12 protein-coding genes and 1 pseudogene are annotated in these 14,203 nt (G+C 44.5%); all 13 read right to left on the reverse strand.

Going from position 1 to position 14,203, the window contains the following annotated elements:
• Positions 1-7 precede the first annotated feature (7 nt).
• The gene (locus IGI94_RS11305) at positions 8-2,077 is read right to left on the reverse strand and encodes a BglG family transcription antiterminator (protein ID WP_438899780.1); all 2,070 of its coding nucleotides are present in this window, start codon (positions 2,075-2,077) and stop codon (positions 8-10) included.
• A gap of 235 nt (positions 2,078-2,312) precedes the next feature.
• Positions 2,313-3,362: an FUSC family protein gene (locus IGI94_RS11310; protein ID WP_005234658.1), complete on the reverse strand. Its 1,050-nt coding sequence runs from the start codon at positions 3,360-3,362 to the stop codon at positions 2,313-2,315.
• A gap of 261 nt (positions 3,363-3,623) precedes the next feature.
• On the reverse strand, positions 3,624-4,844 hold the full coding sequence (locus tag IGI94_RS11315) for an NAD(P)H-dependent oxidoreductase (RefSeq protein WP_042890446.1): 1,221 nt from the start codon (positions 4,842-4,844) through the stop codon (positions 3,624-3,626).
• A gap of 26 nt (positions 4,845-4,870) precedes the next feature.
• A complete protein-coding gene (locus IGI94_RS11320; RefSeq protein WP_086297474.1) occupies positions 4,871-5,476 on the reverse strand; it encodes an NADPH-dependent FMN reductase in 606 nt (201 codons plus the stop codon).
• Between the two features lie 24 nt (positions 5,477-5,500).
• A complete protein-coding gene (locus tag IGI94_RS11325; RefSeq protein ID WP_438899781.1) occupies positions 5,501-6,439 on the reverse strand; it encodes an FAD:protein FMN transferase in 939 nt (312 codons plus the stop codon).
• Positions 6,440-6,640: 201 nt separating this feature from the next.
• On the reverse strand, positions 6,641-7,492 hold the full coding sequence (locus IGI94_RS11330; protein WP_142973744.1) for a helix-turn-helix domain-containing protein: 852 nt from the start codon (positions 7,490-7,492) through the stop codon (positions 6,641-6,643).
• Positions 7,493-7,557: 65 nt separating this feature from the next.
• The gene (locus tag IGI94_RS11335; protein ID WP_005225447.1) at positions 7,558-8,280 is read right to left on the reverse strand and encodes a deoxynucleoside kinase; all 723 of its coding nucleotides are present in this window, start codon (positions 8,278-8,280) and stop codon (positions 7,558-7,560) included.
• Between the two features lie 16 nt (positions 8,281-8,296).
• Positions 8,297-8,653: pseudogene (locus tag IGI94_RS11340) on the reverse strand (nucleoside 2-deoxyribosyltransferase); the annotation flags it as partial.
• Between the two features lie 79 nt (positions 8,654-8,732).
• Positions 8,733-9,311 carry an LOG family protein gene (locus IGI94_RS11345; RefSeq protein WP_101699226.1) on the reverse strand — a complete coding sequence of 193 codons (579 nt, stop codon included), beginning with the start codon at positions 9,309-9,311 and terminating at the stop codon, positions 8,733-8,735.
• A 322-nt stretch (positions 9,312-9,633) separates the two neighbouring features.
• The gene (locus tag IGI94_RS11350; protein WP_061054425.1) at positions 9,634-10,041 is read right to left on the reverse strand and encodes a helix-turn-helix domain-containing protein; all 408 of its coding nucleotides are present in this window, start codon (positions 10,039-10,041) and stop codon (positions 9,634-9,636) included.
• Between the two features lie 246 nt (positions 10,042-10,287).
• On the reverse strand, positions 10,288-11,511 hold the full coding sequence (locus tag IGI94_RS11355) for an amidohydrolase family protein (protein WP_430615466.1): 1,224 nt from the start codon (positions 11,509-11,511) through the stop codon (positions 10,288-10,290).
• A gap of 16 nt (positions 11,512-11,527) precedes the next feature.
• Positions 11,528-12,889 (reverse strand): citrate transporter, encoded by a 1,362-nt coding sequence (locus IGI94_RS11360; protein WP_430615468.1) that lies wholly within the window; start codon positions 12,887-12,889, stop codon positions 11,528-11,530.
• A gap of 349 nt (positions 12,890-13,238) precedes the next feature.
• A complete protein-coding gene (msrA, locus tag IGI94_RS11365) occupies positions 13,239-14,162 on the reverse strand; it encodes a peptide-methionine (S)-S-oxide reductase MsrA (protein ID WP_438899782.1) in 924 nt (307 codons plus the stop codon).
• Positions 14,163-14,203 lie beyond the last annotated feature (41 nt).

Below are 14,203 nucleotides of genomic sequence, written 5' to 3' on the forward strand. Positions count from 1 at the left end.
TTGTTTTTTATGAAAATAGCAATGATTGAAAAGCTTCAATCGTGGAACAAGCCAGCAACTGCGTGACTTTTTCTTCATCATTGATCAGTTCGATCAATTCCTTCATGATGGCAAGATGAGAGTAGGAGTCCACCGCAGCCAAGCAAAAAATGATTTTGACAGGGTCCATTTCTGGGTTCCCAAATGCGACTGGCGGCGCCAAGGTGAGGACACTCACACCCAACTGCTGGGCGCCATCTTCTGGTCGGGCATGCGCAAGCGCCAAATGTTTGCCAATGACGATATAAGGACCGTATTCCTCCACCGCCGCAACCATTGCCTCGATATAGCGTTTTTCGATGATCTGTTCTTTTACTAGCGGCTGCGCCGAGCGTTCAATGGCTTCTTCCCAATTTTGAACAGGAACGTTTAATTGAATATGACTAGCGGATAAAACATCTTTTAACATTGGCTGAATCTCCCTTGCATTAATGGCTAATTGATTTTGTTCAAACAAGTGTGTCAATTTGCGATAGGCGGCAGCATCGACCGTCCCGCCACTTTCTTCAATGACTGTAAGCAACTGATTGAAGAACAGCGTGGCATTTTTTTGGTCAAAGGCGATCCGTTTGAATTGTTCATTGTTGTTTAAGAAACGACGGATCACTTGGTGATTTTCTTCATTGATGATCGGTGGGATCAGTAATACTGGCTTTTCTCGATAATCGATCTCATAGGTTGAAAAAACTAGATCCACATCGAATTTCGTGATCAAATTGACTTCTTGTGAATTCAAGACTGCCGCAACTTCTACTTCTGGAAACTTCTCCTTGAGGCTGGCTGCCAGCAGATTGCCGGTTGCCATTCCATGGTTACAGACGACGACCGCCTTATAGATCGTAATAATCTCGTGGTTCAATGAACTTAGGGCTGTAGAAAAATGGATCACGAGAAATGTCAGTTCATCTTCCGATAGTGGTTGACCGACGATCTCTTCGATCGTAGGAGCGAACCCCTTGACGGCTTGGTAGATTTGTCCATAATTTTTGCGAACGGTCTCTTTGATCGGATTGGGTACTTGAATACCGCTCTTGGCTCGAACGATCAGCGCTGCCATATGTTTATACAATCCCTCTAACAACTCTTCTTCCTTTTTACTAAAAGGGATCTTGGTTTGGCATTCCACAAATTGGATCAGCTGCAGCGACAAGAGTTGCGCATGCGCCCATTCGATGGAATTGGACAAATCTTTAAAATTCAGTGATTCGATGATGAAAGAAAGATAGTTGACTTCGATTTCTGGTGGCTCAATCGAAAAGGTTTCAGCGATCGCCTGAATATAGGCTGACCCTTGGAGCGGATTGCTGGAAGTAGACCAATTCATGCGAGTGATAAATTCCTTCATTCTGATGCGCATCAGCCAAATGGCGGTAAACAATAAGATTTGGCTGCTGTACAGCTCATTTTGATTTGGCGGCAACACTGCTTGCATCACTTGTTGGATCTGCTTGATTTCTTTTTGCGGCAAATAGCGATAAAGCAATTTTGTAAAGACTAAATCTGGGGTCTGTTTATCAAGTGGCAGCCTACCGATCCGCTGATTGATGATGTCAAAAATCATCGTCCGAATCGCTCGTTCCGATCCATTCAACCGCAGTCCTTTTTTTCCTAGACTAATGATCTCAATGCCATATTTATTGATGTCCGCCCGCAAACGGCGCATGTCTTCATCCATGCTGCTTTTCGATATCTGGTACGCTTCTTCTTTTTTATTCAACACCAGGATCTCTTCTGAAAATGTCAGATGCAGTAGCAGATCAAAACTCCGCTCTTCACGGGTCATATATTCCGACTGTTGTGCCTGTAATGCCTGCCAAACGATGGCTTGCTGCTTTGAGGGCATTTTCAAAAGGATGCCCTTTCCTCGAAGGGTTTGGATCGGTCCGATGTGTAAGTCAGCAAGAAACGTGTTGATCTCATTCAAATCATTGCGGATCGTCCGCCCACTCGCTGCGGTCTCTTCTGCCAGTTGCTCGATGGATAGTGGATAATCAGTCACCAACAGGCGATGCAAAACATCTACGATTCGTTTTTTCACAACTTTCTCTCCTTCTCTGATTTGAGTATATGATTTCGCTTACAACAAAAAAAGTAGATGTTTCTGCCACTTTAGTTTGCAAAAATGTAAACGCTTCTATTTAAAGATAGAATTCTTTGCTCGATTATTTCATATTTTCCTTATTTTTCCTATCCGATGGAGAAAACGTTTAGATAGAGGATCAGATGCAAAAAAAGCAAGAGCAGCTGCTCTTGCTTTTCGATGATGGTGCATTCTATTGTGTTTGATCCGTCGTGTCTTCTGGCTTATTTCCCAGCGCTTGCTCCATTTGCTTTACTGCCCAATCCATTAGAAAGATCAACAGCATTGCCAGCACGCTGCCAATCAATGCCCCTGAAAAACGCAATGGGATCAATTTCAGTGGCGTAAAACTAGTACCGATCGTCATTAACAGCAGGACTTGTGGGTTGGTAAAGAAATTAGCAACGGTATAATTGACTGGCATAAAAAACTCCGTCAATATGTTTAGAATGATCAAGACAACTGCGATCGCTTCAAGGGGCATATGCAAGGACATCAATAAGAAACCCAGCAGCAGCCCTACGATTCCTCCCAGTACCCTGCCGATCGTGCGATTTTTGATTTTTTCCATATGTTCCCCTGCCAATACGGCAGCAGCGGAAATCAAGATCCAATACCCGTTGCTGTCCCGCAACAGATAGGCAATGTAGGTCGCAATAAACAATATCAAAGAAAAGTGCAGTGCTTTGATGACCATTTCTGGTTGCTGAGATAATGCTAGCGAATATTTCTCGTGCAAGCTCAGTTGTTGAAAGGCCGTTTTTTCTTCTTTCAACGGCAGCTGTTCAGCCAACGAAATCACCAGTCCAGCAAGCAGCGAGCCTGCGATGCCGTAAAGCAAATAGGAACTGTGGTGCAAGATCTCTCCAAGGTGCGCTGCGTGAAAATTAAAGCCGGTGGCATAAAGCATCAACACGAAGAAATAATCGGGCTTGGGGATCCGCATCACTTTTGACAACAAAAACGCAGAAAACGATAACGCACCGATGATAAAAGGCGCGCTCCAAGGAATCAGTGCTGTCCCAGCGCCTAAAATAAATGCCAGCAGCAGCGCAGCGCCGTGGGTCAAAATGGCGCGCAGATTATAAAAAAGGGACCGATGTTGAAAAGCCAAGTAGGAAAAAGCCCCCATCGCCCCCACAGAACTTATCAAAGGGTCCTGAACGAGGATCCCTATAAACAAAGGAACCGCCATCGCAAACCCTGATCCTAACGGACGCAAGACTTTTCGTTTGTCTTTCATGCAATTCCTCCTATCAAAAAATATGTACGATGATACAGCCGTTTTATAAGCAACGTCCTAAACTAGTATACGAAGCAAAAGATGAATATGCAAATTTTTTTCAGAAACTTTGTGAAATCCTCGCAATGATGTCCTTGATCAACTCAATCGCTCATAGAAAACCGTTTATTCATGAAAAAGCAGCAAAAAGAGAAGCATTCGCTTGGCAACTGATTGCAAGCGAATGCTTCTAGCGATTCCTTCTCTCCCTTTAGACAACCCTTATTTCACTGAAGCGCTGGTGACCGCATCTGCTGCAGGTGCGTCATGAGTACTGGCACTAGTGACCGCATCGGTCGGTTCTTGGTGCACAGAAGCACTGGAAATGGCGTCTTCATTGCCGACAAGTTTTTGACCGGTTTGTTGCAAATACCATTCGATGATTGGCTTGAAATCAAGGATGTATTCGTTGATCCCCGCATATTCGCCGTTTTCATCGTGCATCGCTTGATAATTGTGGACGATGTATTTTTCTGGCACCTGTTTCGGCACATGGACCCGAACCGCGTCGGTTGCCCCACTGCGCAGCTGTTGGATCACCCACTCAACATTTTTGAAGGATTTTTCAGGATGGCATTTTGCTAATGGATTGCCGACTTGTCCTGGCACACGTGCTGCCAGCATATTTTGGGCTTCTTCGCGCAGATTGTAATACAAGAATTGGTTGTTGCTATCGGCAAATGTCAATTCCATCGGCATCGAATCTAAGAAGTAATTGATCTGATCGACTGTCAGCAAGCCGCGATTTAGTTTGACGTAGGTATTGCCAGAAACAGCACCGACTGCTTCAGCGGCTTTTTCCAGCCATTGATCATCATACATATCCACCCCTTCCACGGTGGTTGCGATTTTCCCTGTGGCGTAGAGGTCTTCGGGCGGCAATTGTTTGGGACCCGCTAAGGCAGAAACGACTTTGATAAATTGCAAGAAGCTGTTGATCGTCGCATCTAAAAAAGCAACCGTTCGGGCATCGATCAAATCACCCGCTTCATCGAAAGCTTCTTTGGCTTTGCCCAACAAAAACTCATTCCCTGGCATCACTAAAGCATTGACTCCCGGTGCGTCCAAAATCTGGCGCAGATGCAGCTGGGCCCTTGAAGTTCCTTGATCGTAGTAAGAGGCACCCACGATCATCACTGGTTTGTTTTCCAGAGGATGGATCTTGAATGAAAGCCATTCTAGCAAGCTTTTCAGTCCTGCCGTCACGGTATGGTTGTGCTCTGGTGTAGCAATGATCACACCGTCTGCCATCAGCAATTGCCGATTCAAACGCTGGATGGCTGGGCTTTGGGTTTGATCTTCCTCTTGATTAAAGAGAGGAAAGTCTTTGATCTCTACAAGTTCTAACGTGAATTCCTTTTTGTATTGCTTTTTGATAAAGTTCAGCAGCTGACGATTGGTGGAGACTTCAGCGGCTGATCCGACGATTCCGATCAATTTCATTGTCTTTACGCTCCTATCTTTTGCGATTAGATGGTTTCCCATGAAAATTCAGCAGCTTCTTTTTGATTAGCGGCATGGGCGTGCTGCAACTGGCTGGTAATTTTTACAAATAATAGAAAATCGTTGAACAGTCCTTGCAGTTTTTGGGTCTGCTCTTCATCGATCAAGTTGCCTTGCTCGTCAAACGCTTGCAGCGAATGACCTAATAGAAATTCAGAGCTAGGCATGATCCGTGCTTTTAACTCTGGAGAGTCCAGAATCTGTCTTAGATGGGCTTGGGCACGAGAAGAACCTAACGTCCCATAAGAAGCACCAGTGATCATCACTGGCTTGTCAACAAAAGGGAAAATTCCATAGGACAACCAGTTCAGGGCATTGATCAACGCTGCGGGTACGGCATGATCGTATTCTGGTGTACTGATAATCACACCGTCTGCTGCTGCGATTTTTTCGGCAAGCTGGGTTACTTGTACGGGCAACTCCTTTGATTCTGGTTTGTTGAACATTGGAAGATCTTTGATCTCGACTAGTTCGATCTCTGCCTCATTGGCAAACATTTTTTTCATAAACTGCAACAACGTACGATTGGTGGAACGAGTGGTATTGGTTCCCACGAATCCGATAAATTTCATCCTGTCTCTTCCTTTCTGGTTGGGCTATCTTAAAAGTCTTGCCTGAATGCCTTTAGAGGCAATGACTTCATTTTCTTTGGTTACGATGATTCCTTCGATTTCTGGCTGCTGCTGAATCTCTTGCAAAACAACTGGAATGGGCTTGCCAAACAAGCGCGAAGTCCAGATTTCCCCCAGTAACGATGTCGCTGCAACGATCGTGATGCTCAAATACCCACATTCGATGGAAAAGCCACTCTGAGGATCAATCAAATGATGATACGTTCCTTCAGCGGTGGTCAAGACCCGCTCATAGATCCCCGAAGTGACGACGGTTTGGTCCTTGATTGGCAGAATGCCCAAGGTGTCTGCCCGACCGCCTTTGGGATCTCGGATCCCGATCCGCCAATGCCCGTCCGAATGATTTGGTGCAGCGCCGAAACAGACAATATTTCCGCCTAAGTTGATCAATCCATACGCTGCTCCACGGGCTTGGCAATGGGTGCGTAACTTATCAGCGATGTAGCCTTTTGCTAATGCTCCGAGGTCGATCCTCATTCCAGCTTTTTTCAAAAAAACCTTGCCTGCTGCCAATTGGATCTGTTGCGGGTCTGTTAGCGCAAGCAATTCTTTGACCTGCGTCTTTGATACGATGCGGGCATCTTCAAACCCGATGCGCCATGCTTGGACCAGTGGACCGATGGCAATATTCAGCTGACTGTGGGGAGCACAGCTATGATGTTTGCCGATTTCGATCAGCTGGTACAATTCTGGATCAAGCACAAGCCCCTTTTGTCCTGCTAACTGATTCAGCTGATTCAATTCCGATCGCGGATCATTGGCACTAAAGCGATGGTCGTATACTTTCAGTTGGGTCTCCAGCTCGTCCAGTACACTTTCTGGTTTTGTATGAGCGACTTTTAACTCAATGGACGTGCCCATCCGCTGAATCGTGCGAGCGGCTTCTCTCACTGCTGTCTTCATAAAATCCCTTCTCCTAAAAACGATATACCTCAAATTATGTTAGTTTTTTCACAATTAAAGAATACTCCCGATATATTTTTTTGTCAACACGATTATATATTTTTTTATATAAAGAAAATTCAAAAAAGCAGTCCCTTCGTCGAAAGGACTGCTAGTTATCAAGCATTTGCGCAACAAAACTTTTTTGTCGAAAATATATTTTTAATCAATCGTTTCTTCGACCGCTTTTAAATGCGCCAATAATTTTACATTTTTATTGATTTTGGCATACGCTCGTGCATCGTGTAACATTTCCAAAATTGTTTCTTTCGGCTGTTGTTCACGAATGGCATTTTCGGTCAGTTGGGCTGCCGCGCGAGCCAAGTAGTAGGTCAAATGATTGTCGGAACAAATCGCCAACACATAATTCAACAAGGTATCACTAGTTTCCAAATCATCGACTTTGGCATAAAAGACGCCGCAATGAAAAACGATGTTCAACACCCGCCACGTGTCTTCGATCGTTTTGATCGGATAGGTATAAATTTTCTCAAAGACCTTCGTCACATAAAACTCAGCCTTTGCCCATTCCTCTTCTCTGGCATACACCAAACCGATCCCAGTATAAGCTAAGAGATCAAACAATTCCTCCGCCGTTTCATTCATCAATAACTGATCGAATTGAAACAAGACATCGGTAATCGCAGCTTCATTAAAAATCATTTCAAAGCCTTTTAAATAATCATATTGCGCTTTTAATGCTGGTTCATCGATCAACTTCACTTCGATTTGACTTAACAATGCAGCCAACTGTTCATACTCGCTCGTGATCAAGTAGAATTCGGCTTTTGCCAATTCTTCCTTGATTTTGGTCGTTGCGACATTCATGGAAGAAAACAAGTCGACCAATGGCAAGCCGATCCGATTACACAATTTGATCAAAATTTTGAGGGACGGTGCTTGACCGTTGTTTTCAAATTTACTCAAAGTGGCTTGCGTACAGATTCCTTCCGAAAGTTCTTGCTGCGAGAAGCCCGCCTGTTTCCTCGCTTCAATAAATCGTTCAACATTCATCGCCTTGCTCCCTCCCATTGTCGATAAGACACTTGTTTTTTTCGTAAGCTGTCTCAACTGCTGGGTCAGCTTGTCACAGATGCTGCGTTTTTCTTAGAAAAATCACCTTTTGCGATGGCTTTGTCCGTACAATAGTGGCCTTTGCCATGGGTCTGACGGACTTCCGCCAATTTTTCTTGGATCATCTCGAGGATCACCATGAGGTTGTCTTCATTGGCAACAAAGTCCAATTGATCCCCATCAATTTGCATTTTCGGACAAACGTCAAAGTTTTCATACCATTCATCGTATCGCTGATTCAACTCTTTGTAATAGTCGTACAATGTCGGATCGTTGGCAATTTGTTCATAGGAACGACCACGTTTGTTGATCCGTTCAATCATTGTATCCAAGGAAACCTTAATATGAACCATTAGATCTGGATGTTTCAATGGCGCTGATTCTTCCAATTCCCGCAACATCGTATTCAACAGGTTATCGTATTGTTCGACCTCCATCGGTGCGATTCGACCTAGATCCGCATTTAGATGAAACATCAAACTGTCCTCATAGATGGAGCGATCAATGACATTGTCATCATTCGACAAAGCTTCTCGCATCCCTAAAAAACTTTTGTTTAAGAAAAAAATCTGCAATAAAAAGGCGTATCGTTCTGGATTGGAATAAAACAATGGCAGAACATCGTTGTCCTCCACGTTTTCATAAAAAGGCTTCGACGCCATTTCCTTCGATAAAAAATCAGTCAAACTGCTTTTTCCTGCCCCGATCGTACCTGCGATTAATAACACATTCATCCATCCTTTATTAAATATAGTCACCGACAAATGCTCGGTGCGCCATCTCTTCAAAATCGTACGCTCTTAGTGCCGTCAAATCAGTCAAATACGCTTGTACCGACTCCGTCAACATCAGATTGACCGCCGCGGCTTTTTCCTGAAAAGCGATCACTGGTTTATTTAGTACGTGTGCTGCGCCGATTTCAAAGGCTGTTCCCGGATCAGTGATTCCTTCATGGTAATCCAAAACGGCAACGACGACGTCGGCTCGTGTCAATTCCAGCACGTCTTTTTCAAAAATTTCTCTCGCCCATTCCGGTGTATTGGGTTCAGATGAACCTTCTTGATACAGGCGCGGCGAATAGACCGCCAAAGGCTGTGGGTTTTCAGCTAAACTGCGTTCTACCTGTTTGAGTCGTGCGACTTGTTCGTTTGAAAAAACGGTCCAGCTAAATAGACATGCTTCATCCTGCCAAGCACTCCTTTCCTGACCCCTTCGCCGCCAATCGTTGGATCAACGACTCAACGTCAGATAGGAAAAAGAGCGTTTCCGGCAGTTCAGCCCAAGCAAAGCTGGAAGCTTCAAACATTTTTAGCAGTGGCTTCAGTCCATCCTTCAAGACTTCGTTCATCAACACACCGATTGGCTTGACTGGCAATTTCCCAAGAGTCATAAAAGAGCATATTGATGACAACTCCTCTAGTGTACCAAATCCACCAGGTAATACAAGGTAGGCATCGCTCATTTCCAGCAATTGTTGTGTTTGCTCCTCCCTCGTATCCGTATAGAACTCGGTGTATGTGCTTGATCCAGTGACGATTGACGGCAAATCTTCTGCAAAGGAACCTGATGGATAGATCCCCGTCACTGCGCCTTCTTTTTCAAAGACCCCATTAACGATCTCCCTCATCAAGCCAGCCAAAGGGGCGCAATAAATCAACTCGATGTGATTTTTTGCTAAGGCATTGCCGATGGCACGAGCGGTCTTTGCCAACTTTTCCTCATTTTCTAAACGGGTACCGCAAAATACAGTTACTCTCAAAAACAACAGCTCCTTCTTCACTACACCTGCTATTTTACACAATCTATTAAAAAAGTAAATACTACATATTGTGCTTTATTTAGATAAAAATCGATCTATTCACTATATATTGTATATATCCATTTACATCTTTTCGCTTTCCCTTAAACGTTACAAACTTTGAAAATAGCAGATAAGAAAAAACAGCATCAGCTGCCATCGATTGCCTCAGTCCTCTTTCATCCCACATAAAAAAACACGATGCAGGTAGGCTCGTGTTTTTTTATCCATCACTTTTTTTCTCTTGTCCAAGCAAAATTTAGCAAAAATCTGTATAAAAAAATTATTTTTCGTCGGTGGCTGCTTTCAGCTTTTTCAAATCCTCTTGCTCGACAAAAAAGGTCACTTCTCCTGTTTCTAAATCGACGGATGCTTTGACTTCAACCCCTCGTGGGAAAAACTTGCTGGCATCAGTCTCGATTTTCAAACGCATCGTTCCGTCTTTCAATCCAGCACCATAGGTCATCGTACGAAAGTTCTTTTTCATTCCTGCTCGCTCCTTTTTTAATAGCTCATCGACACTGCACCCATAAAGGGTACTCAGTTTCAATAAATTCAAACTGTCTGGTACCGTCTTGCCGGTTTCCCAATTTGAGATCGATGTGCGGGTCACTAAAATTTTTTTTGCTACTTCTTCTTGGCTCATTTGCTGTGTGACTCGATGGTTCTTTAGTGCTTCCCCAATCGTCATCTTGGCCTCCTTCTTCTACCTTAACGCAGACCTGCTGTGGTTTCTGCTCAAATCCATTGATATCATGGCGTTGTCAAACAGTTTTGACAGGATTTTCTTAAACGAACTCTCCGTGATAGCGGTTTTCTTTCTATCATAGATGAAAAAAGAACAAATGACTAGAAAATGATTTTTTTATCTCGACTATATTACTACAAAAAAAGTAGCACGAATAAATCGTACTACTTGAGAAAACACGATCTGTTGTTAACGGTGGATCGTCACTTCTTTTTTTACTTCCACAGTGACACGGCCATTTTTGATGACCACTAAACGTTCAGGAATATCGATCAGCACATCGGCTTTTCTCTGGGTATCTAAAAGAATCAAATCTGCGCGGTTGCCAACAGCGATCCCATAGTCTTTGATATTTAATGCTTTGGCGGTATTGGTCGTAATCATTGGCAAGACCGTCGGCAGGTCATCGGCGCCGCCTAAGTGTGCCACTGGCACAGCCAACATAGCGATTTGAATCAAATCACCGTTGCCATATGGCGTAAAGGCGTTACGAATATTGTTGCTGCCTAAGCAGATATTCACACCGGCATCACGTAATTTGCGAATCGGCGTCACGGCACGACGAACGTTGTAGGCATCGTTTCTAGCACCTAAGTGTAAGTCGGTCGCAGGCAACGGCATCACATTGATTTGGGCTTTGACCATCAAATCGATAACTTCTGCCAGCTGATCCGGTTCCATGGCGTGCAGCGCAGTCAAATGTCCTACAGATACCCGACCTTGGTAGCCTTCTGCGATGGTTTTTTCACACAGGTAGACGATCGATGTATCGTCTGCTTCGTCAGCAAAATCCTGATGCAAGTCAATGTCTTTGTCAAATTGTTTGGCGATCTCAAAGATCAAGTCGATGTGTTCATTGGCTGGCGCATCATTGTAAGGAATGCCGCCAACGACATCGGCGCCTTTTTCCATCGCTTCGATCATCATTTTATCCGTCCCTGGAGCTTTAAAAATCCCTTCTTGCGGAAAGGCAACGACCTGAATATCGATCAAGTCGCGGTATTCTTCTTTTAAGCGCATGATGGTGTCAAATCCAGTGAAGCCTTGTGCTGGATCAAATTCGGCATGGGTGCGCACAGCAGTCGTGCCATGTACGATCAGCATTTCTAATGCGCGTTTCGCCCGATCGTAAATGTCTTCTTCGGTAAAGGTCGGTTTCAGTTTTGCCGTAACTTGGATCGCTTCTTGCAATGTACCTGAATTATTGGGCTCACGATCGGCGATCAAGGCTTTGTCTAAGTGGATATGGCTTTCGATCAATCCAGGGATCACCACTTTGCCTTTCGCCTCAATCGTTGTTGCTGCTGATTCTTCAATGTTGGGTGCAACTGCGGTGATTTTTCCTTCTGAAATTGCAATGTCTACTAATACTGCATCGTCTTCAAGACGTGCTTGCTTGATCAATAAATCCATGTTTTCCTCCTATCCATCAGCCAAACACTAAGCCGATGACTAATAATAATACGGCTGCTAAACTCAACCACTTCACGTTTCCTTTGACTACAGCCAGAATCGGAATTTGGAAACCAGAAGATAAAGCTTGCATCGTAATGTTGACGAAACTCATTTGACTGCCGAGGCCAACCCCCATCGTTACAAAGCCAAGAGCTAAGACTGGGAAGCCTAATGAAACGGCAACTGGTAGCACTAATGTTAAAACGGAGCCGACATAGGCACCTGCGGGAATCCCAATCAAGACACCCGTCAAGATCGCCACGGGAACGACGATCGCTGCGGGGGCATTTTGTGCCGCACCTGCAATTACAGCAAACGTCCCAGTTTCAGCGATTACGTTGATGAAGGCTAAAAAGATCCCCACTTGGAACAAGCGGGTCAAAATATACGTGGATCCGTCCACCATCGCTTCCACCGATTGATTCATCGAAAAGTCGGTACAAACAAAAATCAACGCCAACGTGACCACCATATAAACTAGCGGTGTAAAGAGGACAAAGCCGATCAGGTCATTGATCAACGGACCAAAGATGACCGCAAAAAGCAAGAAGATCGCAGGCAGTGTCGTTTTGAACAACTCGCCATTGCTTTTGTTCTCATACTCTTGATTGGCTGATTCTTTGAAGCCCAGATGACGACGCTTGGTCCCGAAGAATGCCAATAAAATCGCCAAACCAACGAATAACAACCAAAATGGGCGCATTTGATCGACATAAGAAGCGACACTAAAGCCGCCTAGTTCAGACACGATACTAGATTCCAAAGAGGCAGGAGAAGTCGTAAAGGAGACCGCTGCTGCCAACGACATCGCTGCGATCAATTCGGGTACCACCCCAACTGCCGCAAATGCTAACGGTGCGATCACCATTGCACTCCCGCCGCCGATCCCAGACATATAAGTCGCTGCTGCCAATAAGATGACAATAAAACCAGCCACATATTCCACTTTTCCTTTGGTCCCTCTTTTGGCTAAGGTTAAGGCTGCCGTATAACTACCGGCTTTGAAGACCGCCATCGCTACAGCGGAATTGATGATTGGCACCGTAATACTTAACATCGTCGGAATAGCTTCCAACAGTTGCGAATTGGCTTCAGCTAAACTGATCCCGCCAATAATCATCGCCAATATCCCAGCAATCAAGCCAGCAATGATCATATCTACTTTTTTAAAGAGTAAAACCAGTACTAACACTAACGGAATCAGTACTAAAAATGCTTTGACTCCAGTTGGTGCAACGATCTCATTGATCGCTTCTGCCGCAAACACTGTTCTTTCTGAAAAGATAAAAAGAATGAGAGCCATAAACAGTGAGACGAACGTTCCCTTTTTTTTCATCACATTTCTCCTAACTTATATGAATCTTCATATAATAAATGTTGTGTTGCTATGGGGTGTTGCTGATTGATTTTTCCGCTGATTATTCTCTGGTGTTTCCCACCTTCTTTCCTCGAAGAAAGGAATCAAGCAAAAGACACCTGCTTTTTCGACCTTTTTCGCCACTTTTTCTTTCTCTATTATAATTCTTGTTGTTAACGCTTTCTTTGGACATTATTCTAAAATAAATCTACGTTTTTTATCCAATTGGCTAAACGCGCAGAAAAAAGCGCGGCTTGTGGAGAAAAGAGCCTTCATTTGATCCTCTGGTCTTTTCTCGGAGCCCCGCTTTTTTTGATGTATCTTCTGCCTATGATCGTTTTTCCCCTCGGTTTGTCCAGCGTTTCAGTTTATAAAAAAGCATCAGTTGCTTGCGCGCTCGCTTGATCCGCTGGTAGCGCTTGGGCTGCTTCTTGTAAAATTCTTGATGGTAGTTTTCCGCTGGCCAAAAGGGTGCAGCCATGCGGATCTCGGTCACGATGGGTTGCTGATAATAACCAGATTGTGCTAGTTCCTTTTTGGCTCGTTGCGCAAGCACTTCTTGCTCAGCAGTCGTACAGAAAATGATTGGACGATAAAAATTGCCGCGATCTTGAAATTGTCCGAAAGCATCTGTCGGGTCTGTCACTTGCCAATACAACTGTAACAAGTCCTGATAGGTGATGATTTTGGGATCAAAAATGATCTCTACTGCTTCGACATGCCCTGTTGTTCCACTTAGTACTTGATCATACGTCGGATTCGGGACTGTTCCCCCAGTATACCCCGACAAAACGGAAAGAATGCCCGGCTGGTCTTCAAAAGGCTCTACCATACACCAAAAGCAGCCGCCAGCAAAAATAGCCACTTCTTGTGCTTTTCCACCTGTTTCGGTCGGCTCCACGGAAACTTCTGCTGGTTGGGCTTTGCTTGTTTCTTCATTCCTTGCCTTTTTCGGTGCTGGCTGGCTGATTGTTTGATAAAACTCGGCGACATTCGGGGTCAGATTGTTTCTCAGTGCCAAAGGACGCAACGACGCTTCTAGTTTTTCCAAAACCCGTCTGGTCTGTTGGTCTTCAAGGCTATTTAACGATTCCTTTTCGTGTTTGCCTGCTTTTTGTTTGGTCGCCAGCTGAGTTTCCAGTGTATTTTTTGCTTGCACCAGTTGTTCTCGTTCCCACTGTCTCGTGCCAGGATGCAAGATCAAATTATAGATTTCTGACAGCCACGCCATCGTTGTTTGCTTCATCACCATTGCCCCTTTGTCTCATGAAGGAGCGGCTCTCACTCCTTGTT

The organism is Enterococcus sp. AZ149 (assembly GCF_051714285.1).
GTDB classification, from domain to species: Bacteria; Bacillota; Bacilli; order Lactobacillales; family Enterococcaceae; genus Enterococcus_D; species Enterococcus_D entomosocium.